This window comes from Synechocystis sp. IPPAS B-1465, assembly GCF_003015225.1.
In the GTDB taxonomy this organism is placed as follows: Bacteria; Cyanobacteriota; Cyanobacteriia; order Cyanobacteriales; family Microcystaceae; genus Synechocystis.
This window is the reverse complement of sequence record NZ_CP028094.1, coordinates 3,122,805-3,145,022: the sequence shown is the minus strand read 5'-3', so window position 1 is coordinate 3,145,022 and position 22,218 is coordinate 3,122,805. Positions and strand designations below refer to the sequence as shown.

17 protein-coding genes are annotated in these 22,218 nt (G+C 47.3%); 14 read left to right on the top strand and 3 right to left on the bottom strand.

Translation table 11 applies throughout. The features are described from left to right. The gene (locus C7I86_RS14755) at positions 1 to 486 is read left to right on the top strand and encodes a CheW domain-containing protein (RefSeq protein WP_010874008.1); all 486 of its coding nucleotides are present in this window, start codon (positions 1 to 3) and stop codon (positions 484 to 486) included. Positions 487 to 610: 124 nt separating this feature from the next. Here C7I86_RS14755 and C7I86_RS14750 read toward each other — a convergent pair whose 3' ends face one another. Further along, positions 611 to 1,171 carry a hypothetical protein gene (locus C7I86_RS14750; RefSeq protein ID WP_020861982.1) on the bottom strand — a complete coding sequence of 187 codons (561 nt, stop codon included), beginning with the start codon at positions 1,169 to 1,171 and terminating at the stop codon, positions 611 to 613. A 135-nt stretch (positions 1,172 to 1,306) separates the two neighbouring features. Here C7I86_RS14750 and C7I86_RS14745 point away from each other — a divergent pair, with 135 nt between their 5' ends. Further along, a complete protein-coding gene (locus C7I86_RS14745) occupies positions 1,307 to 3,469 on the top strand; it encodes an HAD-IIB family hydrolase (RefSeq protein WP_010874006.1) in 2,163 nt (720 codons plus the stop codon). Positions 3,470 to 3,503: 34 nt separating this feature from the next. On the opposite strand, the gene C7I86_RS14740 is transcribed toward C7I86_RS14745, so the two are convergent. Then, positions 3,504 to 3,875, bottom strand: coding sequence for a YkgJ family cysteine cluster protein (locus tag C7I86_RS14740; RefSeq protein ID WP_010874005.1), 372 nt, complete (start codon positions 3,873 to 3,875; stop codon positions 3,504 to 3,506). A 142-nt stretch (positions 3,876 to 4,017) separates the two neighbouring features. Between C7I86_RS14740 and psb30 the strand changes: the two genes are divergently transcribed. From psb30 to C7I86_RS14685, 11 genes are all read left to right on the top strand, one after another. Next, the gene (gene psb30 / locus C7I86_RS14735; protein ID WP_071822675.1) at positions 4,018 to 4,137 is read left to right on the top strand and encodes a photosystem II reaction center protein Ycf12/Psb30; all 120 of its coding nucleotides are present in this window, start codon (positions 4,018 to 4,020) and stop codon (positions 4,135 to 4,137) included. Between the two features lie 189 nt (positions 4,138 to 4,326). Next, the gene (locus tag C7I86_RS14730; protein WP_010874003.1) at positions 4,327 to 5,265 is read left to right on the top strand and encodes a GAF domain-containing protein; all 939 of its coding nucleotides are present in this window, start codon (positions 4,327 to 4,329) and stop codon (positions 5,263 to 5,265) included. A 312-nt stretch (positions 5,266 to 5,577) separates the two neighbouring features. Beyond that, positions 5,578 to 8,163 (top strand): O-antigen ligase family protein, encoded by a 2,586-nt coding sequence (locus tag C7I86_RS14725; protein ID WP_010874002.1) that lies wholly within the window; start codon positions 5,578 to 5,580, stop codon positions 8,161 to 8,163. 21 nt (positions 8,164 to 8,184) lie between these two features. Next, a complete protein-coding gene (gene modA / locus C7I86_RS14720) occupies positions 8,185 to 8,997 on the top strand; it encodes a molybdate ABC transporter substrate-binding protein (protein ID WP_010874001.1) in 813 nt (270 codons plus the stop codon). 46 nt (positions 8,998 to 9,043) lie between these two features. Continuing rightward, the gene (gene modB, locus C7I86_RS14715; protein WP_010874000.1) at positions 9,044 to 10,891 is read left to right on the top strand and encodes a molybdate ABC transporter permease subunit; all 1,848 of its coding nucleotides are present in this window, start codon (positions 9,044 to 9,046) and stop codon (positions 10,889 to 10,891) included. Between the two features lie 6 nt (positions 10,892 to 10,897). Next, positions 10,898 to 11,605 (top strand): Uma2 family endonuclease, encoded by a 708-nt coding sequence (locus C7I86_RS14710; protein WP_010873999.1) that lies wholly within the window; start codon positions 10,898 to 10,900, stop codon positions 11,603 to 11,605. Positions 11,606 to 12,195: 590 nt separating this feature from the next. Further along, entirely contained in the window at positions 12,196 to 15,795 is a 3,600-nt protein-coding gene (gene nifJ, locus C7I86_RS14705) for a pyruvate:ferredoxin (flavodoxin) oxidoreductase (protein WP_010873998.1), read from the top strand. Positions 15,796 to 15,868: 73 nt separating this feature from the next. Beyond that, on the top strand, positions 15,869 to 16,318 hold the full coding sequence (locus C7I86_RS14700; RefSeq protein WP_010873997.1) for a DUF29 domain-containing protein: 450 nt from the start codon (positions 15,869 to 15,871) through the stop codon (positions 16,316 to 16,318). Positions 16,319 to 16,335: 17 nt separating this feature from the next. Further along, positions 16,336 to 16,818: a DUF29 domain-containing protein gene (locus C7I86_RS14695; RefSeq protein WP_010873996.1), complete on the top strand. Its 483-nt coding sequence runs from the start codon at positions 16,336 to 16,338 to the stop codon at positions 16,816 to 16,818. A 21-nt stretch (positions 16,819 to 16,839) separates the two neighbouring features. After that, complete coding sequence (locus C7I86_RS14690) at positions 16,840 to 17,871, top strand: dihydroorotate dehydrogenase-like protein (protein ID WP_010873995.1); 1,032 nt, start codon at positions 16,840 to 16,842, stop codon at positions 17,869 to 17,871. 111 nt (positions 17,872 to 17,982) lie between these two features. Beyond that, positions 17,983 to 19,137 carry an ATP-dependent 6-phosphofructokinase gene (locus C7I86_RS14685; protein ID WP_010873994.1) on the top strand — a complete coding sequence of 385 codons (1,155 nt, stop codon included), beginning with the start codon at positions 17,983 to 17,985 and terminating at the stop codon, positions 19,135 to 19,137. 9 nt (positions 19,138 to 19,146) lie between these two features. On the opposite strand, the gene C7I86_RS14680 is transcribed toward C7I86_RS14685, so the two are convergent. Continuing rightward, on the bottom strand, positions 19,147 to 21,000 hold the full coding sequence (locus C7I86_RS14680) for a mechanosensitive ion channel family protein (RefSeq protein ID WP_010873993.1): 1,854 nt from the start codon (positions 20,998 to 21,000) through the stop codon (positions 19,147 to 19,149). A 112-nt stretch (positions 21,001 to 21,112) separates the two neighbouring features. Here C7I86_RS14680 and mraY point away from each other — a divergent pair, with 112 nt between their 5' ends. Further along, a complete protein-coding gene (gene mraY, locus C7I86_RS14675; protein ID WP_010873992.1) occupies positions 21,113 to 22,210 on the top strand; it encodes a phospho-N-acetylmuramoyl-pentapeptide-transferase in 1,098 nt (365 codons plus the stop codon). Positions 22,211 to 22,218: the final 8 nt, after the last annotated feature.

The window sequence follows — 22,218 nt, the reverse complement described above, 5'->3', positions numbered from 1 at the left end:
ATGGCGCTTCATTCTTCCTCTGTTGATGCCTCTGTTCAGGTCGGTCAGCCCTCGGTTCGACCGGAAAAGTTTCTCCTTTTTGCTGTGGGAAAACTTAACTTGGCCCTACCCATTGCCCTAGTGGTAAAAATTTTGCCCCATGGCCCTGCCCATGGCAGTGGTCTGTCAGCCACCGGATTGGTGAACTTAGAAAATCGTTCTGTCACCATGGTGGACCTATATCGCCGCTTTTTTGGGGTGCCCCAGCCCCCGACGACGTCAACGAAACAGTATTTCATTTTGACTAAAAATCGGAGTGGGGAAGAATTTTGTCTCTTGGTTAATAATGCCCCCACGTTGCTGGATGTGTTGCCCCGACAAATTCGTCAATTGCCCGATTCTTATCGCCAAAATGACACTCTCCAATCGGCCAGCCATGTGATGGTGGTGGAAGAAAAGTCGGAAAAGTTGACGGTGTTTTTGCTCGACCCCGATCTTCTGCTGTGAATTGGGACAGCGATCGCCAAGGAAGTTGAGGAATACCCTGAATCTGTTTCAAAATAATGGGTTGTAAGCCTGGGAACCGGCAATACTCACTCCACGGTGAAGCTTGTGCACACTGGAGAACTACCTAGGGGGTAATGGCTTGTAGGTAGGGCGCAATATAATTTTTCCCCCGCAGGACAAAATGGGGTGTAAGTAGAGGACTGAATTCTTGTTCCACTAGATCTTGGGCTTGGTTGAGGCGATCGCCGCCATAGGCAATGAATTGGGCGGTGGAATAGGCGTAATATTCTTGTTTGGCAGTTTGATTATTTTGTTTGAAAGCTTGGCGATAAAGCTGGGTTGTCTGCTCGATTAATTGTTCGATCGCCGGGGTGAAAGCAATAATTTTGCCACTGGGACAGGCAATTTTTTTAACTTTAATAAAACCAATTACCGTTTGCATACATTCCCTGGTTTGTTCCACCGATAAACAATGTTCGTCTTGGCGACGGAAAGCCCACTGCAAACAGCCATTAGAGACTTCCAGTACCCGCAAAACTGCTAAGTTGTCTAATTCTTCAGGGGCGATCGCCGCTAATCCGGGCAAATGTTGTTCAATTTGTTGCTGAAAGCCAGCAACATCTTCGGCAAAATAGGGCTGTAACTCAGAGATTGCGGCCAGGGCCTGCCAGTTAACATAGGTCATCGGAACATTTGGGACGAAGATTGGGGGCATTCTAACAGAACTGGGAGAAAACATTGATTAATTGCAGGCGTTAAAATCGTCGCCATGGTACCCTGTGACATTCCTCAACAGCAATTATAGTAATTTGTAAAACTTATGAGCTATTCATCAAAATACATTTTACTAATTAGTGTCCATGGTTTAATTCGGGGAGAAAACCTTGAGTTGGGCAGAGATGCCGACACCGGCGGGCAAACCAAATATGTGCTGGAACTGGCCCGGGCCTTGGTAAAAAATCCCCAGGTGGCCAGGGTGGATTTGCTGACCCGTTTAATTAAAGATCCCAAAGTAGATGCAGATTATGCCCAGCCTAGAGAACTCATTGGCGATCGGGCCCAGATTGTTCGCATTGAGTGCGGCCCGGAGGAATATATTGCCAAGGAAATGCTCTGGGACTATTTGGATAATTTTGCTGACCATGCCCTGGACTATCTCAAAGAACAGCCCGAACTGCCCGATGTCATCCATAGCCATTACGCCGATGCGGGTTACGTGGGCACCAGACTTTCTCACCAATTGGGTATTCCTTTGGTGCACACCGGACATTCCCTGGGTCGTAGTAAGCGCACCCGTCTCCTGCTCAGTGGGATTAAAGCCGACGAAATTGAAAGCCGTTACAATATGGCCCGCCGGATTAACGCGGAGGAAGAAACCCTAGGATCAGCGGCGAGGGTGATTACCAGTACCCATCAGGAAATCGCAGAACAGTACGCCCAATACGACTATTACCAGCCAGACCAGATGTTGGTTATTCCCCCCGGCACTGATTTAGAAAAGTTTTATCCCCCCAAAGGGAACGAGTGGGAAACGCCCATTGTTCAAGAGTTGCAACGATTTCTACGGCATCCCCGTAAGCCTATTATCCTCGCTTTGTCCCGACCGGATCCCCGCAAAAATATCCATAAATTAATTGCAGCCTATGGCCAGTCCCCGCAGTTACAGGCCCAGGCCAATTTGGTCATTGTGGCGGGCAATCGGGATGACATCACGGATCTAGACCAGGGGCCGAGGGAAGTACTGACGGATTTACTGTTGACCATTGACCGTTACGATCTCTACGGCAAAGTGGCTTACCCCAAACAGAATCAGGCGGAGGATGTGTATGCTTTGTTTCGCCTCACTGCTTTATCCCAGGGAGTATTTATCAATCCGGCTTTGACGGAACCCTTTGGTTTAACTTTGATTGAAGCGGCGGCCTGTGGTGTGCCCATTGTGGCCACGGAGGATGGGGGCCCGGTGGATATTATCAAAAATTGTCAGAATGGCTATCTAATTAATCCCCTCGATGAAGTGGATATTGCGGATAAATTGCTCAAAGTACTAAACGACAAACAACAATGGCAATTCCTTTCTGAAAGTGGTCTAGAGGGAGTTAAGCGCCATTATTCTTGGCCTTCCCACGTTGAAAGTTATTTAGAAGCCATCAACGCTCTGACCCAACAGACTTCAGTGCTGAAACGTAGTGATTTAAAGCGGCGGCGGACTTTGTACTATAACGGTGCCCTGGTTACTAGTTTGGACCAAAATTTACTGGGGGCATTACAGGGGGGATTACCGGGCGATCGCCAGACGTTGGACGAATTACTGGAAGTGCTGTATCAACATCGAAAAAATGTCGGCTTTTGCATTGCCACTGGGAGAAGATTGGATTCGGTGCTGAAAATTTTGCGGGAGTATCGCATTCCCCAACCGGATATGTTGATCACCAGCATGGGCACGGAAATTTATTCTTCCCCGGATTTGATCCCCGACCAGAGTTGGCGCAATCACATTGATTATTTGTGGAACCGTAACGCCATTGTGCGTATTTTGGGGGAATTACCCGGTTTAGCCCTCCAACCCAAGGAAGAACTGAGCGCCTATAAAATTAGCTATTTCTACGATGCGGCGATCGCCCCTAACCTAGAAGAAATTCGGCAACTGTTGCATAAAGGGGAACAAACCGTAAATACCATCATTTCCTTTGGTCAATTTTTGGATATTCTGCCCATCCGAGCTTCCAAAGGCTATGCTGTGCGTTGGTTGAGCCAACAGTGGAATATTCCCCTGGAGCACGTTTTCACCGCCGGAGGATCGGGAGCCGACGAAGATATGATGCGGGGTAACACCCTTTCCGTCGTCGTGGCTAACCGTCACCATGAGGAACTTTCTAATCTAGGGGAGATCGAACCGATTTATTTTTCCGAAAAACGTTACGCCGCCGGTATTCTGGACGGTCTGGCCCATTACCGCTTCTTTGAGTTGTTAGACCCCGTTTAACCAGCCGAAATCATCGAGAACAGTTAAAAATAGCTTAAAAATGGCTATCTACCTCAAACTTCGGTAATCCCTGGCGATAGCTTTTTAATTCCCCACTCCGGGGGCCATAAACTCCTTCAATCTGTTCTTCACAGCAATGGCTAGCAAATTCGTCGAACTCCGCCGGAGCAATGCCAAACATCCGGGCAAAGTTATCTGGTTTCACCCGGCAAAAACTGGGCCTATCTTCGTAAATCTGGCAGAGGCGATCGCCGTGGTTGTAATTAACGCACCAACCGTCTGCCCCCACTAGGCTGTGGTAGAGGGTTAACTCCTCCGGGGCGAGATACTCGGCCAACTCCGGCCGGTCTTCTGGGGTGAGATTACAACAAGCGCCACATCCCTGCATGCAATACCAAGTTGCCATGGCCGGTCTCCTTCTTCACATAACTTTATGTATTTTTATGACGGCAAGTCCAGGGGACGAAACCAACCCAGCTATTATAGACATTGGTTTTATTATCCTTGCTTACGTTGAGTCTAGCCAGCAGTTTTTAACAGGAGAAATTATGGAATTATTAGCCGCACTCAATTTAGAACCTATTTTTCAGTTGACTTTTTTGGGCCTGATTGTTCTTGCTGGGCCGGCGGTGGTGTTTGTGCTAGCCTTCCGAGGCGGCGATCTATAGACTATGCCAGCCTGACCTATTGTGGCGAGAAACCTTCCTGTGGGGAGGTTTTTTTATGTCCCATAACAACAACATAGCTAAAATGGAGGCAGGGACAATCATTTGGGAATATGCCAAGCAAATACCCGAATCTCTCAACTTCCCGAATTAACAGAATCTACCAATCCATCCTAGGGCGCCGACAAGCCGATGTTCACCACCACTTCCTTTCCTGACTTTGATAGTGCGGCCCAGGCAACATTGACCTATTTACATCAACGAATGGGGCTATCCCTGTGGATGATCACCCGCACCGAGGTAGATAACTGGATCGTACTCCAGGCTCAGGACAATGGTTACGGAGTTAAGCGAGGGGATGTGTTCCATTGGCCCGATTCCTTTTGCTCCCGCATGGTGAGGGGAGAAGGACCCCATATTGCTCCCCAATCGAACTTGGTGGAAGCCTACCGCAATGCCCCCATCGCCCAGCAGGTGGACATCGGAGCCTATGTGGGGGTGCCCATCACCTATGGTAACGGTTCCCTATTTGGTACCCTTTGTGCCATTGATCCCGAAATTCAGCCCGATAGTTTGGTGGACGAGTTGCCCTTGGTGGAGCTCATCGCCCAACTGCTGAGTACTATCCTAGATTTTTTTCTCAAAGCGGAAATAGCTTCCCGGCGGGAAGAGTATCAACAACTTCTGAAGGAACGGGATGGAACTACTGGTTTTTATAGCCTTTCGGGCTGGGAAAAGTTGTTAGCCAGTGAGGAAATTCGCTGTCAGAAATTTGGCTTTCCGGTCAGTGTCATTATTGTTGAGGTGGAAGCAGCGGAGCCCAAAGGGGAAGAGCCTATTAACGACTTAATCTTGCAACGGGCTGCCAAGATCATTAAAACCGTTTGTCGCCAGGATGACTTCTGTGCCCGCATTGGGGAAAGGGAATTTGCCATTCTTTGTATTGAGTGCCATATTAGCCAAGCAGATTTTATTCGGGAAAGGTTAGCCCTAGGCTTTGAGCAGGGAAAGATTACGGCGGATATAGGTATTGGGGAGCGTTCCCCCGAAAAAGGACTCCTCGATGCAATGGAAACGGCAAAATCAGCAGCCCATGAACAGAAAAAATTTAGGGTCAAGACGGAAGGTTAAAGTTCTTTTTCCGACTTTGCCTTGCCCTTGGCCATGGTCGATTAATTTGGAAAATGTGTTGGTTAAGGTGACATTATCGATGGGTCCGAGGCAAGTCTAACATCTAGGCGATCGCCGCGATTCACTCAATCGGGTGAGTGGAGGGCCCTAAATTTTGGTTTAGAATCGTAGATACAGTGAGGTTAAGAAATAAGCAGAACTCGACGCGATTTCCTCCTCACACACGAAAATCTGATTACCGTCCTCCGGGGCGGTTTTTTTCTGGGAAGAGGGCAAAATGGGAAAGGTGTTTTCCTGTGAGTATTGCCCAGTATGGCCGCCGATTCATCCTCTCCTCCGGTTAGTTCCCCTTCATCCACTTCCCCTTCTAGTAACCCAGGACGATTGTTGGGGCTATTGACGGCCTTACTCTATGGGCTATTCACCCTGTTACCTAATGGCCATAGCTTGATGGTGGGTTGGCCCTGGGTCTTTGTTTGGCAGACCTGGTTTTGGTTAACTGCGCTGTGGTGTTTGTGGCAAATCGGACAAAATAAACGCTTAATTTCCCTCGGATTAGGGTTCGACTGGTTAATGGTGGCGTTGGCGATCGCCGCAATGCTAAGTGTGGTAGGGGCGGAATTTCCCCAGCAGGCCCGTTGGTATGGCTGGATATTTTGCGCTTTTCTAGCCGGTTTATACGGCCTAAGAAGTTGGCTAAAAGTTCAAACCAACCCCCTGGTAAGCATTAACAAGTTATTGACTTTTCAAGGCTATGTGGGTTTTGCCTTTATTGTCATTAGTCTTTTGCTGTGGTTTACCCAAACCCTCATTCCTTTTTGGCAATCAGCGGCGATCGCCAGGGAAATGGGCATTACTAAAACTTTTACTTTTGGGATACTGGAATTGCAAAATTGGGCTCCCATTGGCCACCAAAACTATGTGGCGGGTTACCTAGTGTTAATTTTGCCTTTGCTGAGTGTTTTAATTTGGCTCAATGAAGGAAAAAAACGTTGGTTTTGGAGCGTTGCCTTATCGCTGGGATTAATTGATTTTTATACCACCAGTTCCCGGGGGGGACTATTAGGTTTAGCTACTTTATTGTTACTAGTTATTATCGGTATTGGTCTGCTCCGTCAATTGCCCTGGCGATGGTGGTTAGGCCTAGGCACTTTGGCGATCGCCGTGGTGGGAATTTTTATTTGTACAAATGACCGTTTGCTTACTAGCTTCACCGGCATTATGGGAGGGCAAGGGGCGGGACAGTTTGCCTATCGTTTAATTAATTTTGAAATTGGTTGGCGCATGGGGTCAGCCCATCCTTGGACTGGTATTGGTTTGGGTAATGTACCCCTACAATATCAACTCTATCGACCGGTATGGGCCGGGCGGGAATCGGAATTTATTTACCAGCTTCATTCCACCCCCGCCCAATTATTTGCGGAATTGGGAGTTTGGGGCATATTAATTCCCTCACTATTAATCATTGGTTTAATTTGGCAATTAATTCGCAGTTTAATCAAACAAAATATAGTTAACACTAAAGGTAATGATGTTGATTCAAACGTAGTAAAAATTCTTATTTGGACCCTCACCAGTGCATTGTTAGCCTACGGAGTAACTAGTTTAACTGACTATCAATTGGACAATGTTTGCATTAGCGGCGTTATTGTTATTTATTTTGCCTGTTTACTACAGCTTTACTCTGCTGATCCAGTAATACCAAAATCCAGTCGTTTTGCTCGGCCAGTGTTTTTTGCTGGCATTGCTTTCCTGCTGGCGATCGCCGTTTGGCTATTTCCCATTTTGCGGGCTTGGCAACTGTCAGAAATAGCGTTCCGGGCTTTAGAAGCAGAAAATGTACCAGCTTTCACCGATTACCTTTCCCAAGCGGAAAATCTTGCTCCCTGGGAAGCCTATTACCCCACCCAGTTGGGTTGGAATTTGGGCAACATTGCTTTGACCACGGCAGATCCAGAACAACGGCAGGAATTGGTAACCAAGGCGATCGCCGCTTTTGAGAGGAGTGTGGAAGCGTCTCCCCACCAGGAATTTACCCATAACAATTTGGGGTGGTTGACCCTGGGGCAAAATCCCAGCCAAGCGAGTCAAGCTTTTGCCACCGCCAGTCAGTTGGTGCCGGCCAAACGGGGGGTATTCTTTGGCCTAGGGCTGAGTCTATTGGTACAACAAAAGTTAGACCTGGCCATTGACGCTTTTAGCCTGGAATGTTTGCGGGATCCTTTGTTTATTACTAATCCAGTGTGGCGCGATCCTAATTTTGCTCGACTTTATCCGCCTTTGATTGAAAAAATACAGTCAACCCTCAACCAACTGCGGCAGGAAAACCAAGATGATGCCAATTTTCAGACCCTTTTGGGAAAAATCCAGGGAGGAATTTATTGGTGGTTGGGACAATTTACCCGGGCGGAAGCAGAGTTAACCAAAGTTGGCGATCGCCAAAGTCAGGCTTTACTGGCATTGAGCAAAGATCCAGAGCGTATTGAAGAATATCTCCCTGCTTTGCCCGATCTGGCGGCCAAATTGGTACAAGCTTGGCAAAATCCAGCCCAGGCCCAAGAGTTAATCAATCAAGCTTGGCTCCAGGTTAATGGAACGCCTATGCCAGAACCTTTACTGCAGCAAACCCTCCGTTCTCTGCAGGAAGCGCCGGATTTTTACCTTTGGCTGAGGGATTACGCTCCCATACTCCAGTACCGTCGCCAGAGGTTAGGCTTTGGGGTTAATCTGCGCCACATTGATGGCCCCAACCCCAGCGATTTTTATCAAGTGACGGAAAATCTTCCCCTGGTAACTTGGTTCCCGTTTATGTTGCCTTCCCCCATCCTCGCTCCGGAGTTGGACAATGAACTGCAACCTTTACGGACAGAACTCTGGCAGGCGATCGCCAAAATCTAAAAAAATCTCAAGATGAAATAAATGAAACTAGCTTGGTTTTGGCTACTGATCCTAGTGGGTTTATTGACTGCGTGTGGAGTTTCTTCGTTTAACCAATTGTTCCCCAGTTCAGAAACTTTCGTTGTCCCAACAAAAGAGTCCATTACCCTAACTGTGTCGGCGGCGGCCAGCCTGCAGGATGCACTGGAAACCTTAGACCCACGGTTTGAATCGACCCATCCCAACATTGAAGTGAATTACAACTTTGCCGCTTCTGGCACACTGCAACAGCAAATTGAGCAGGGAGCTAGGGTTGATCTGTTTATTTCCGCTGCGTCTAAACAAATGGATGGGTTGCAAGCAAAAAGTTTAATCATTAACGATACCCGTCGCAATTTACTCAGTAATAGTTTGGTGTTGGTTGTGCCCCAGGATTCCGCCCTACAAATTAGCAAATTTCAGCAACTCACTGACCCCGCCGTTAAGCGTATTTCCTTGGGGGAACCCCGCAGTGTTCCCGCTGGGCAGTATGCAGAGGAAGTTTTTGAAAATCTAGACATTTTGGCCCAGTTACAATCCAAGTTTGTTTACGGTAATTCGGTACGAAATGTTTTAGGTTCCGTGGAAAGCGCCAATGCCGATGCTGGGATAGTTTACGCCACCGATACCCAAATTTCCGATCAAGTAAAAACTGTGGTTAAAGCCCCGGCTAATTTGCATGCCCCCATTGTTTATCCGATCGCCGTGATAGCGGCCAGTCCCCAGTCAGAAGCAGCCCGCACCTATGGCCAATTTCTCGCTAGTGAAGAAGCCCAGAAGGTTTTCAGTCAATATGGTTTTGGCCCGGGTGAATAATCAGCCATTGCCGTAAACTGCCTTAACTGTTCGACATTGCCCCACGATGGCCACCGACCTTACTCCCCTCTGGATTTCCCTCAAAACTGCCGGATTAGCAACCGTGGTCACATTCATCCTTGGTATTGCGGCAGCCTATGGGATGTTAGGCGATCGCCAGCCGGGAAAGTCTTTGGTTGAGGCCGTTTTTATTGCGCCGTTAATTTTGCCGCCCACGGTGGTGGGTTTTTTGCTGTTGTTATTGTTTGGCAAAAATGGCCCGTTGGGAAAAATCCTGGCCCAGTTTGATGTCACCATCGTTTTCACTTGGTATGCCGCTGTGATCACCGCCACGGTAGTGTCCTTTCCCCTGATGTATAAAACAACATTGGGGGCCTTTGAGCAAGTCGATCGCCATCTGTTGCAAGTTGCCCAAACCCTGGGAGCTTCGAGGGGAGAAGTTTTTCGGCGCATTCTATTACCCCTGTCCCTGCCCGGTATTTTGGCTGGCACCACCCTCGCCTTTGCCCGTTCCTTGGGGGAATTTGGCGCTACTTTGATGGTGGCGGGCAATATTCCGGGGCAAACCCAAACCATACCAATGGCCATCTATTTTGCTGTGGAAGCAGGGGCCATGGGGGAAGCTTGGTTATGGGTAGGCATTATTTTGGTCATCTCCCTGGCTGGCATTATGGCTGCCAATATCTGGCAAAGACGTTATGAAGATAAAATTCACAACCCTCAGCCCCAGGAGCATCGGTTAACTGTTTTATTCCAAAACAATGGATGGGAAAATTCCTCTTCTCATTACCCAAAGCTAGGGGAAGTGGAGCCAGGGATCCAGGTCAACATTCAGAAGCAGTTAGCGCAATTCAGTTTAGACGTTACATTTACTACCCAAGGGGAAACGGTGGGATTGTTGGGGGCATCGGGTTCTGGCAAAACCATGACACTCCGTTGCATTGCGGGGATAGAAACTCCGACCCAGGGGCGCATCATCCTTAATGGTCGAACTTTGTTTGATTCACAACGAAATATCAATGTACCGAGCCATGAACGGAAAGTCGGTTTAGTGTTGCAAAACTATGCCCTATTTCCCCATCTGACCGTGGCCCAGAACATTGCCTTTGGTCTGCGGCACCTCTCCCCCCAACGGCGATCGCTCCGGGTTGAAGAACAATTGACTTTAGTAAATTTAGAAAAAATGGGCGATCGTTATCCCCATCAGCTATCCGGTGGCCAACAACAACGGGTCGCCCTGGCCCGGGCTTTAGCTCCGGAACCCAATGTTCTGTTATTAGACGAACCCTTTTCTGCCCTGGATACCCATCTACGCTATGAACTGGAAAAACAGTTGCTCAAAATCCTTTCTGGCTATAAAGGATTCACCCTTTTCGTCAGCCATAACCTGGAAGAAGCCTATCGGATTTGTCAGAAATTACTCGTACTAAGCCAAGGTAAATTGGTAGCTACTGGGGACAAGCAAGCCATTTTCGATCGCCCTGGAAGTGTGACCATTGCCCAACTGACGGGTTGCAAAAATTACTCTCCTATTCAAGTCATCGATCGCCATACTGTCCGGGCCCTGGACTGGCAATGCACCTTACAAACAACGGAACCCGTTTCTTCCGACCAAACCCACATCGGGATTCGGGCCCATCAAATTCGGTTTTTAGATGCTGGCGATCACCATCAATCTCCGGTCAATACTTTTCCTGGTTGGGTGGTGTGGACCAGTGAAACTCCCCATCGCATGACGGTTTATTTAAAATTAGGGATTCCTCCCGTTGATACCGATGACTATCACCTCCAGGCGGAGGTATTTAAAGAAAAATGGCAGATTTTACGTCATTGTCCCCAGCCTTGGTCTATACATTTGGAACCCGACCGATTGATGTTGTTAACCCCCGATTAATCGTGAATGGCCAAACGGCGATCGACGCAAAAACTTCTGTTATGTCACCGTAAATCAATCCTCAAAACAACACAACGCAGTCAAAGTCTTGATGTTAAACTAGAGGCCTGTGCTTGCCCCCCAATGATTGGGAGAACAATTATGAGTCCACTAAAGATAAAAATGGATTCTTTAAAATTATCCGACGAGCAGTTTTATAAGCTTTGTCAAAATAACAGTGATTTACGGTTTGAGAGAACTTATCAGGGAGATTTAGTCATTATGCCCCCTACGGGTGGAGAAACTGGCGAAAAGAATTCCGAAATTAATTATCAATTAAGACACTGGAATAAACAGTATCAGCTTGGTAAGGTTTTTGATTCCTCCACGGGCTTTAAACTTCCCAATGGTGCGGATAAGTCCCCCGATGCGGCGTGGATTTCCCTGGAAAAATGGACAGCATTAACACAGGAAGAAAAACAAGGCTTTGTGCCTCTTTGTCCTGATTTTGTGATTGAACTAAGATCGCCCAGCGACAATTTAAAGCCCCTACAGGAAAAAATGCAGGAATATTTAGAAAATGGCACACGGTTGGGGTGGTTAATTAATCGTCAAAGTAAGGAAGTAGAAATTTATCGTCAGGGTCAAGGGATGGAAGTAGTAAAAAATCCGAGCAATTTATCAGGGGAAAATGTTTTACCGATGTTTGTGTTGGATTTAGATTTGATTTGGTAAGGTGAATGCTGCCAAAATAGATTTTGACAGAGGTTTTAATTCGATTTTTTAAACTATAGTTAATTTGGCTGTAAATTGTGATTGGAATAAGTCGCTGAAATTGGATCAACTAATTAGCCTGAGTACTGTCCGAGTATTGTCAACAATCGGGTGGACATTGCTGCTGTCATGAAATCCAAACAATAGCTAAGGCAAAATTTTCTTCTTGCCACGGAGCAATTACAAAACTTCACAGTATTTGATCTCGTTAAAAAACAATAAGAAAGTGTTCCATTTTTTGATTTTGGGTTCAAGATAAAACTAAGACCCAGAGAGAACGCCATGACCAAACACCAATCGTTGACGACTAATTCGCAGCCCCATTTCTCGACTAAGTTTTTTGGGCTATCTCTTTCCCCGGCCTTAATTAAGAATCAACAAAAACAATCTTGACGTTGTTTAATTTTTCTTGGCATTAGTGTTATTTTCAACAATTTTTTAGCGCTCCATTAACCCCCGGCAGTATCCCCAACTGTTAACAAACTTGACTGCTTTGTTTCATATTTCTGGCTTTTGTTGCCATTGCAGAAACCTTTGAGGACGATTCGTTTATGAGTTTACCTACCTATGCCACCCTCGACGGTAATGAAGCGGTGGCCCGTGTGGCCTACCTGCTCAGTGAAGTGATTGCCATTTATCCCATCACCCCTTCCTCGCCCATGGGGGAATGGTCCGATGCTTGGGCAGCAGAACACCGGCCCAATTTGTGGGGCACCGTACCATTGGTGGTGGAAATGCAAAGCGAGGGGGGAGCCGCCGGTACTGTCCATGGCGCTCTGCAATCGGGAGCTTTGACCACAACATTTACCGCTTCCCAGGGCTTAATGTTGATGTTGCCCAATATGCACAAAATTGCTGGGGAATTAACAGCCATGGTTTTGCATGTGGCGGCCCGTTCTTTAGCGGCCCAGGGCCTATCTATTTTTGGGGATCACAGTGATGTGATGGCGGCCAGAAATACGGGCTTTGCCATGTTAAGTTCCAATTCTGTCCAGGAAGCCCACGATTTTGCCCTCATTGCCACGGCCACCAGCTTTGCCACCAGGATACCGGGACTGCACTTTTTTGATGGTTTTCGCACTTCCCACGAAGAACAAAAAATTGAGCTTTTACCCCAGGAAGTACTCCGTGGTTTGATTAAGGATGAGGATGTGCTAGCCCACCGGGGACGGGCTTTGACCCCCGATCGCCCGAAGTTGCGGGGGACGGCCCAAAATCCGGATGTCTATTTCCAAGCTAGGGAAACGGTTAATCCCTTTTATGCCAGTTATCCCAACGTGCTGGAGCAGGTGATGGAACAATTTGGCCAGCTAACCGGCCGCCATTACCGTCCCTATGAATATTGTGGCCATCCGGAAGCGGAACGGGTGATTGTGCTGATGGGTTCTGGTGCGGAAACGGCCCAGGAAACGGTGGATTTTCTAACTGCCCAAGGGGAAAAGGTTGGTTTACTGAAAGTACGCCTCTATCGGCCCTTTGCTGGCGATCGCCTGGTTAATGCTCTACCAAAAACGGTGCAAAAAATAGCGGTGCTGGACCGGTGTAAGGAACCGGGGAGCATTGGGGAACCCCTCTATCAGGATGTGCTGACGGCCTTTTTTGAAGCGGGCATGATGCCGAAAATTATTGGTGGCCGTTACGGTCTGTCATCCAAGGAATTTACCCCCGCCATGGTTAAAGGGGTGTTGGACCATTTAAATCAAACCAACCCCAAAAACCATTTCACCGTAGGCATTAACGATGATTTGAGCCACACCAGCATCGACTATGACCCCAGTTTTTCCACGGAAGCAGATTCTGTCGTCCGGGCAATTTTCTACGGTCTCGGTTCCGACGGTACGGTGGGGGCCAATAAGAACTCCATCAAAATCATTGGCGAAGATACGGATAACTACGCCCAGGGTTATTTTGTTTACGACTCGAAAAAATCCGGTTCTGTAACCGTTTCCCATCTGCGCTTTGGCCCTAATCCCATCCTGTCCACTTACCTGATTAGCCAAGCCAATTTTGTCGCCTGTCACCAGTGGGAATTTTTGGAACAGTTTGAAGTCTTGGAACCAGCCGTTGATGGCGGCGTTTTCCTGGTCAATAGCCCCTACGGCCCAGAGGAAATTTGGCGAGAGTTTCCCCGCAAAGTACAACAGGAAATTATTGACAAAAATCTCAAGGTTTACACCATCAATGCCAATGACGTAGCCAGGGATGCGGGCATGGGCCGCCGCACCAACACAGTCATGCAAACCTGTTTCTTTGCCCTAGCGGGAGTGTTACCCCGGGAAGAGGCGATCGCCAAAATTAAGCAGTCGGTCCAAAAAACCTACGGCAAAAAGGGTCAGGAAATTGTCGAGATGAATATTAAAGCGGTGGATTCCACCCTGGCCCATCTCTATGAAGTGTCCGTACCGGAAACGGTGAGCGACGATGCCCCTGCTATGCGGCCGGTGGTGCCTGATAACGCCCCGGTGTTTGTGCGGGAAGTGTTAGGAAAAATCATGGCCCGGCAAGGGGATGATCTCCCGGTCAGTGCTTTACCCTGCGATGGCACCTATCCCACCGCCACTACCCAATGGGAAAAACGCAACGTGGGCCACGAAATTCCCGTTTGGGACCCCGATGTTTGTGTGCAATGCGGCAAATGCGTCATTGTTTGTCCCCATGCTGTGATTCGGGGCAAAGTTTACGAGGAGGCAGAATTGGCCAATGCTCCGGTCAGTTTCAAATTTACCAATGCCAAAGACCATGATTGGCAAGGTTCTAAGTTCACCATCCAGGTAGCCCCGGAAGATTGCACCGGTTGCGGCATCTGTGTGGACGTATGCCCGGCTAAAAATAAATCCCAGCCTCGTTTAAGGGCGATTAATATGGCTCCCCAGTTACCCTTGCGGGAACAGGAACGGGAGAATTGGGACTTTTTCCTAGATTTGCCCAACCCCGATCGCCTCAGTTTGAATTTGAACAAAATCAGCCATCAACAGATGCAGGAGCCGTTATTTGAATTTTCTGGAGCCTGTGCCGGTTGTGGGGAAACCCCTTATTTGAAACTGGTCAGTCAATTATTTGGCGATCGCATGTTAGTGGCCAACGCCACCGGTTGCTCTTCCATCTATGGCGGCAACTTACCGACAACTCCCTGGGCCCAAAATGCTGAGGGTCGCGGTCCCGCTTGGTCCAATTCCCTGTTTGAAGATAACGCTGAATTTGGCCTTGGTTTCCGAGTGGCGATCGACAAGCAAACGGAATTTGCAGGGGAATTGCTAAAAACCTTTGCTGGGGAGTTGGGAGACAGTTTGGTAAGTGAAATTCTCAACAATGCCCAAACCACTGAAGCGGATATTTTTGAACAACGGCAATTGGTAGAACAGGTTAAGCAACGTTTGCAAAATCTGGAAACTCCCCAAGCCCAAATGTTCCTTTCTGTAGCGGATTACCTCGTGAAGAAAAGCGTTTGGATTATTGGTGGCGATGGCTGGGCCTACGACATTGGGTACGGCGGTTTGGATCACGTCCTCGCCAGTGGGCGTAATGTCAATATCTTGGTGATGGATACGGAAGTCTATTCCAACACCGGGGGCCAAGCCTCCAAAGCCACTCCCCGGGCCGCTGTAGCTAAATTCGCCGCTGGGGGTAAACCCTCTCCCAAAAAAGATTTGGGCTTAATGGCCATGACCTACGGCAACGTCTATGTGGCCAGTATCGCCATGGGAGCCAAAAATGAGCAGTCCATTAAAGCCTTTATGGAAGCGGAAGCCTATCCCGGTGTCTCGTTAATTATTGCCTACTCCCACTGCATTGCCCACGGCATTAATATGACCACCGCGATGAACCATCAAAAAGAGTTGGTGGACAGCGGTCGTTGGTTGCTCTACCGCTATAACCCTTTGTTGGCGGATGAAGGTAAAAATCCCCTGCAATTGGATATGGGATCGCCAAAAGTAGCCATTGACAAAACGGTCTATTCGGAAAATCGCTTTGCCATGCTCACCCGCAGTCAACCAGAGGAGGCCAAACGCTTAATGAAGTTAGCTCAAGGGGATGTGAACACTCGCTGGGCCATGTACGAATATCTGGCGAAACGTTCTCTGGGTGGGGAAATTAACGGTAACAACCATGGTGTTTCCCCATCTCCGGAGGTAATTGCTAAATCTGTTTAGAATCGGCATTAGGGGGCAAACGTTAATCGGTTATTTGTTCCCCTACCCATCGGGCAAATATGAGGCAAAACGGATGGTCACTCAGATGAATACCAAAAATCTTTATCAGCAAGACCGGTGTCTATGGGCAAAAACCATGGCGGATCTACTCAAGGAACGTCGGTTGGATCAACTAGACTGTCAAAATTTAATTAAAGAAATTGAAGATATGGGGCGGAGTCAAAAAAAGTCTCTAAAGCGTAATTTGGAGATTTTGTTAATGCACTTGCTTAAATGGAAATACCAACCCCATAAACAATCCAATAGCTGGAGGTTGAGCATTGACGAACACAGAGAAAGGATTCTTAAGCAGCTTAAAGAAAGCCCCAGTCTCAAACGTCATTTTGATTTAGTACTTGATGAAGCCTATGGGCGAGCCAGGAAAGAAGCCAGCATTGAAACCAGTATTGACATCAGTCGATTTCCCGCCCTAAATCCGTTCTTGAAAGAAGAGATTCTTGATCAAGAATTTTTACCAAAATAGCCAAAAAGATAATTAAAATGACTTTAAAAATCAATGCCAATCTTCTTTATGAACAGGATTTTAATCTGTGGTTAGAGGCAGTCGCTAACTGCCTAAAAGAAAATCAACTTGAAAATCTTGATTTTGAAAATTTAGCAGAAGAAATTCAATCTATTAAATATACAGAACAGGGTATTCTCAGGGAGAATTTAGAGATTATTTTAATTCATTTACTTAAATGGAAATACCAACCAGAGACCTGGTCAAATAGTTGGAGGACAATGATTGATCAAAGTAGAAAGAAAATTTATCAATGTCTTTTAGAAAGTCCCAGTTTGCAGAAATATTTTCATGATGTTTTAGATGAGTGCTACAAACACGCTCGTAAAATGGTTGCCATCGAGACTGACACTAGTTTAGAAACCTTTCCAGAAACCAATCCCTTTGCACAAAATGACATTCTGGATCGAACTTTTCTACCAGATGGATTTTTTCCCCAATATTACGAAGATTACAATTAAAAACTGAAAGGAATTAACACCATGGATCTCACTACCCAATACCTCGGCTTAAATCTTAAATCTCCCCTAGTGGTCGGTTCCTGTGCCCCTTTGACGGAGGAGTTGGGCAATCTCAAAAAAATGGAGGACAGTGGTGCGGCGGCGATCGTTTTACATTCCTTCTTTGAAGAGCAATTGCGGCAAGAAAGACTGGAAATGTACCACCATCTCACCCATGGCACCCATAGTTTTGCTGAAGCTCTGACTTATTTTCCTGAACCCCAGGTTTTTCATGTCGGTTCTGAGGAGTATCTCAACCATATTCGCCTGGCTAAAGAGAGTTTAGATATTCCTATAATTGGCAGCTTAAATGGTTCTACCCTAGGCGGCTGGTTAGACTATTCCCAACAAATGGAGGGGGCTGGGGCCGATGCTATTGAACTTAATATTTACTACGTACCCACAGATTTGGATGTGCCAGGCACAGAGGTGGAAAAAAATTATCTTGACATTGTTAAAGCGGTTAAAGATGAAGTTAAAATTCCCGTTGCTGTTAAAATTTCACCCTTCTTTAGCAATATGGCCTATATGGCCAAGAAGTTTGCCGATTATGGCGCTGATGGATTAGTTTTATTTAACCGTTTTTACCAGCCAGATTTTGACCTAGAAAGCCTAGAAGTTTATCCCCATATTCTGCTCAGCACTACCCAAAGTATGCGCCTTCCCCTACATTGGCTGGCGATTTTATATGGGCGTATTGACTGCGACTTAGCCGCCACCAGTGGAATTTTGCACACAGTGGATTTGGTCAAGGTATTAATGGCCGGGGCAAAAATCACCCAATTGGTCAGTGCCCTATTGCGCCACGGCATCGGTTATATTCACACATTGGAAAATAGTTTAGCCCGTTGGATGGAGGAGCATGAATATGAATCTGTACAGCAGATGCAAGGCAGTATGAGTCAACTTAATTGCCCCGATCCCACTGCTTTTGAGCGGGTTCAATATGTCAAAGCTCTGCAGACCTACGCCCCTATTTGGAAAGCGCTTGATCCCCTTGAACCAGTGGGTTAGTAAACCGCCGGATTAGGGATTGGCGATAGATTGGGGTTCGATTTTGACCATGGGTCAGCTATTGAAAGAGTTAGAAAGACTCAAATTAAGGATAAATTAAGGGGGTTTGGTATGGGCACAAAACGTATTGGAATTTTGACCAGTGGTGGTGATTGTCCTGGCCTCAATGCCGTCATCCGAGCAGTGGTTAAGGCCTCAGCTCTTAAGGGGTGGGAGGTTTATGGTATTCCCTACGGCACCGATGGTTTTGTTGAAGTTGCCCACGGAAAATACCAGGCAGAGGATTTACTGTTAACTAAACATGGCTATGCTCTGCCCGGGATGCTCAAAGGCTTAGATGTATTGCAATTTCTCAGCGGTAGTGTTTTAGGGTCCTTAAGTAAGGGACATCCAGAGCAACCGGCGATCGCCGAAGCCATTCTCAAGGGTTATGCCATACTTGACCTGGAAGCACTAATTGTTATTGGTGGCGATGGTAGTTTAGACATTATTTATGATTTAGCCCAAAAAGGTAATTGGCATATTATTGCCATTCCCAAAACCATTGACAATGATGTGCCCTTTACGGATCTGGCAGTGGGATTTAGCACTGCGGTGGATATTGTTACCCAAGCCTTATACGACCTGACTTTTACCGCCGCTAGCCATGAACGCATTATCATTGTCCAGGTCATGGGGCGGGATGCGGGGCATTTGACTCTCCATGCAGGCATTGCCGGCGGAGCTGATATCATTTTAATTCCCGAAATTACCCCTTGTTTGACTTCTGAAATTATCCGCAATTGTTGTTATCAACTAATGAATTTGCGGAAGTCTGGCCGCCATTTTGCTTTAATAGTTATTTCAGAGGGTGTCCACGATCAAAATAATAAGAAAAATAAACATATCGCCGACTACTTAGCAGAAGAAATCAGTGAAACCAGTCAACACCTTTGCGACATTAAAGATCCCGCTTTTTGCGATCTAATAAGTCTAGACATTCGAGCCACAACCCTGGGTCATTTACAACGGAGCGGGACCCCCCTATCGTTCGATCGCCTCTTGGCCACGGTGTTTGGAATTAGGGCAGTGGAGTTGATCGAACAGGAAATTTATGACCAGGTGGTGATCTGGCGCAGTGGGAAGGTGGAACACGCTGACCTTAAACCAATTATCAGCATCATTAAAGAATGTCACCAGGAAAATCGCTGTCCTTTCCCGGTGGATAGGGATGGTTTTATGGTTAAAACGGCCAAGTCATTGGGCATATACCTAGGAGAAGACTAATACTAAACACTAGCTTTCCACAGCGGACTCAAGGGCATTAAAGGGGGGATTGGTAGCCCCGTTAGTGGTGTTGGTTGCATGGGCATATATTTGCCGGGGGGCACCGATTTCGATGTTATTTTCCGTCAGGGCCTGGCGCACACGGAAACGCAGTTCTCGGCCCACAGACCACTGTTGAGCAGGGGCTGTTTGAATCCAGATGGTGATGGTCATGCCCTCATGGGTAAGACTATCGATGCCCAACACATCGGGAACTGCCAGCATTTTGTCATGCCATTCCGGGTCGTTGTACAGGTCTTCCCCTACTTGACGTAGAACATTAATGGCTTTGACAGGGTCAGTGTCGTAGGCTACATTGACGCTCAAATTAGCCCTGGACCACGAACGGGTCAGGTTTTTAACCTGGGTAATGGCACTGTTGGGGATGGTAACTAGTTCTCCCCCGGCACTCCTTAACTGAGTCACCCGTAAGTTTAAATTTTCCACCCCCCCGGCAGCGAAGCCCACATCAATCACATCTCCAATGGCATACTGGTCTTCGGCTAATACTAGAAATCCATCGACCAAATCCTTGACCAAGCTTTGGGCACCGAAGGAAATGGCCAAGGCCAATAAACCCCCAATGGCAACCACAGAACCGGTGGGAATGCCCAGAATAATCAGGGCGGTTAACAAACCGCTAGCACTGATAACCACCGTGACCATACCCTTGATAGCCCCAGAGATGGTGGAAATGCGCAGATCTCGCCGTTGGTCATCTCCCAGATTGATAAATTTGTTGAAGCTGGTGGAATTAGTGTTTTGCCAATTGTCTTTTAGTAATTCAATGATGCGATGGCTAATACGGATAGTTAGACCAACAAAAAACCACAGCATTAGCAATTGCAAGGGGCGACCCAAAATGGCGCCACTGAGGGTGGCTAAGCCGGGAATTTGTCGAAAAATGGCGAATAAGCCAAAGTACCAACCAAGGATAATTACCCAGAACAAAAGCCACTGGATAAATTTCCAAAAGCCAATTTTACGGTCGATACTGAGTATTTGGGGTAATCTTTGCCAAAATATCCATTGCTGTTCCCCCAAAATTTCCGGGGCAGCATAATTGACTTCTATGGGATCAGGGTGATTTTCTTCCAGAACTTCGGAATTCGCTTGTTTTTCAGCGGCGATCGCCTGTTTACGATTGAGGAGTCGTTGACGATGCCGGGAAATTAAATGTTTGATACTAGCAACAATAGCCGTTGCCACCAATAGGGCTACAAATATTTGGAAAGCCTGTTTGAAGGATTGTTCTAGGGCTTCTGGGGTAGTACTAGCTTGGCCTCGCCGAATTTCTTTGTCCAGTTTTTCCCGCCATTGCTCCGCTAAAACATCAATGGGTTGGCCGTTGAAATCTGCATCGTTTTCCGTAACGGAAGCTAGCACCAAGGGGAGGGGATAATCGTCATTGCTAACAGTAACCACCACCACATTGTTGAGCCGGGAAGTTTCTACCCTTAGGTCATCGGGGTTCATATCCCGTCTGAAAATAGCCAGTTCCAATTTGCTTTCAATGTCCTGAGCCCTTTGCTCCACAGGAATTTGGCTGGTATTCTCTTGGCGGTTATACACAGTGGGGGAGGCCACATCAAACAGAAAACCGTTGTCAACGGGCGATCGTACCGGAGCCACTTCGATGGGACCATACCGGGAAACTTCCGGCGGTTTATAGCCACTGCCCTGGCCACTAAAACCTTGGGGCATAACGAATTGGGCTTGGCTGGGGTGAGGAATGATCAGTAGTAGCGCTAAAACAACACAACCGAGCCAGAAGAAGCGTTTATATTTTCGTCGATATTTTTTTAGTTTGGTAATTAAGGGCATGGTTCTTGATATTTAAATCTGTCAGCAAAATCGACAGCCAAAGGCCAGCAACCTTGATGCTAGTCTGATGGAGAAAACGTCATTGATCAACCCCTGAACTAATTTTTTGACTATGGCCAACGCAAAATCTTCGTCCCTTCCCAGTTGGAAAAACCCCAGTGGCAAAACCTTACTAATCCTGCTCTGGGCATTGGCTTTAGCCCTGATGGCCCTGTTGAGTAGCTGGGCGGATATGCCATGGTTGAGCAATGGAAAATTACTGATTGCCCTTGGTTTTACGGCCTTGGTTACAGCTCTCATTGGTATGGCGGTGGTACCAATGCTAGTAAACCTGAAAGCTAGTCAGGTGATTCAGTCCGACGGACCCCAAAGTCATTTGAAAAAGGCCGGGACTCCTACCATGGGGGGGATTTTCTTTGTGCCGGTGGCGGTGGCGATCGCCGTGGTGGGAACCCAGTTTAATCCCGATGTCATAGTGGTGGGTTTGGTGACTTTGGGCTATATGGCGATCGGTTGGGTGGATGACTGGCAGATTTTAAAATACAAATCCAATAAGGGTTTAACCCCGAAACAAAAATTATTTTTGCAGGTGGCGATCGCCGTTATTTTTTGCACTTGGCTATTTTTTTATGGGCCAACGGAAATTACGGACATTCGCATTATGCAATTTGTCTTACCCCTGGGTTTCCTTTTTTGGTTAGTGGCTACCTTTGCCCTAGTGGCGGAAAGTAATGCGACCAATCTGACCGATGGAGTGGATGGTTTGGCGGCCGGAACTGGGGCGATCGCCTTTGTGGGGTTGGGTTTACTGGTGGCGAAAGAAAATCCAGCACTAGCCTTTTTCTGCTGTGCCATGGCCGGTGGCTGTATTGGTTTTGTACACCATAACCACAATCCTGCCCGGGTATTCATGGGGGATACGGGTTCTTTAGCCCTAGGGGGGAGTTTGGCAGCGGTGGGCATTATGACCGGCAACCTCTGGGGACTGCTGTTGATCAGCGGCATTTTTCTGGCAGAATCCCTCTCCGTCATCGCCCAAGTGGGTTACTACAAAGCCACCAAAGGCCCTGATGGCGTCGGCAAAAGGTTGTTAAAAATGGCTCCAATTCACCACCATTTAGAATTAAGTGGCTGGACCGAAACCCAAATTGTGGGCTCTTTTTACCTCATCAATACCCTCTTGGCGATCGTGGCTATGGCAACAGCATAACAGTAGAA

Bases quoted from the DNA above. Each gene is read 5' to 3' on its own strand.
- C7I86_RS14755 (WP_010874008.1), top strand. From the start codon at position 1: ATGGCGCTTCATTCTTCCTCTGTTGATGCCTCTGTTCAGGTCGGTCAG.
- C7I86_RS14750 (WP_020861982.1), bottom strand. From the start codon at position 1,171: ATGACCTATGTTAACTGGCAGGCCCTGGCCGCAATCTCTGAGTTACAG.
- C7I86_RS14745 (WP_010874006.1), top strand. From the start codon at position 1,307: ATGAGCTATTCATCAAAATACATTTTACTAATTAGTGTCCATGGTTTA.
- C7I86_RS14740 (WP_010874005.1), bottom strand. From the start codon at position 3,875: ATGGCAACTTGGTATTGCATGCAGGGATGTGGCGCTTGTTGTAATCTC.
- psb30 (WP_071822675.1), top strand. From the start codon at position 4,018: ATGGAATTATTAGCCGCACTCAATTTAGAACCTATTTTTCAGTTGACT.
- C7I86_RS14730 (WP_010874003.1), top strand. From the start codon at position 4,327: ATGTTCACCACCACTTCCTTTCCTGACTTTGATAGTGCGGCCCAGGCA.
- C7I86_RS14725 (WP_010874002.1), top strand. From the start codon at position 5,578: ATGGCCGCCGATTCATCCTCTCCTCCGGTTAGTTCCCCTTCATCCACT.
- modA (WP_010874001.1), top strand. From the start codon at position 8,185: ATGAAACTAGCTTGGTTTTGGCTACTGATCCTAGTGGGTTTATTGACT.
- modB (WP_010874000.1), top strand. From the start codon at position 9,044: ATGGCCACCGACCTTACTCCCCTCTGGATTTCCCTCAAAACTGCCGGA.
- C7I86_RS14710 (WP_010873999.1), top strand. From the start codon at position 10,898: ATGGCCAAACGGCGATCGACGCAAAAACTTCTGTTATGTCACCGTAAA.
- nifJ (WP_010873998.1), top strand. From the start codon at position 12,196: ATGAGTTTACCTACCTATGCCACCCTCGACGGTAATGAAGCGGTGGCC.
- C7I86_RS14700 (WP_010873997.1), top strand. From the start codon at position 15,869: ATGGTCACTCAGATGAATACCAAAAATCTTTATCAGCAAGACCGGTGT.
- C7I86_RS14695 (WP_010873996.1), top strand. From the start codon at position 16,336: ATGACTTTAAAAATCAATGCCAATCTTCTTTATGAACAGGATTTTAAT.
- C7I86_RS14690 (WP_010873995.1), top strand. From the start codon at position 16,840: ATGGATCTCACTACCCAATACCTCGGCTTAAATCTTAAATCTCCCCTA.
- C7I86_RS14685 (WP_010873994.1), top strand. From the start codon at position 17,983: ATGGGCACAAAACGTATTGGAATTTTGACCAGTGGTGGTGATTGTCCT.
- C7I86_RS14680 (WP_010873993.1), bottom strand. From the start codon at position 21,000: ATGCCCTTAATTACCAAACTAAAAAAATATCGACGAAAATATAAACGC.
- mraY (WP_010873992.1), top strand. From the start codon at position 21,113: ATGGCCAACGCAAAATCTTCGTCCCTTCCCAGTTGGAAAAACCCCAGT.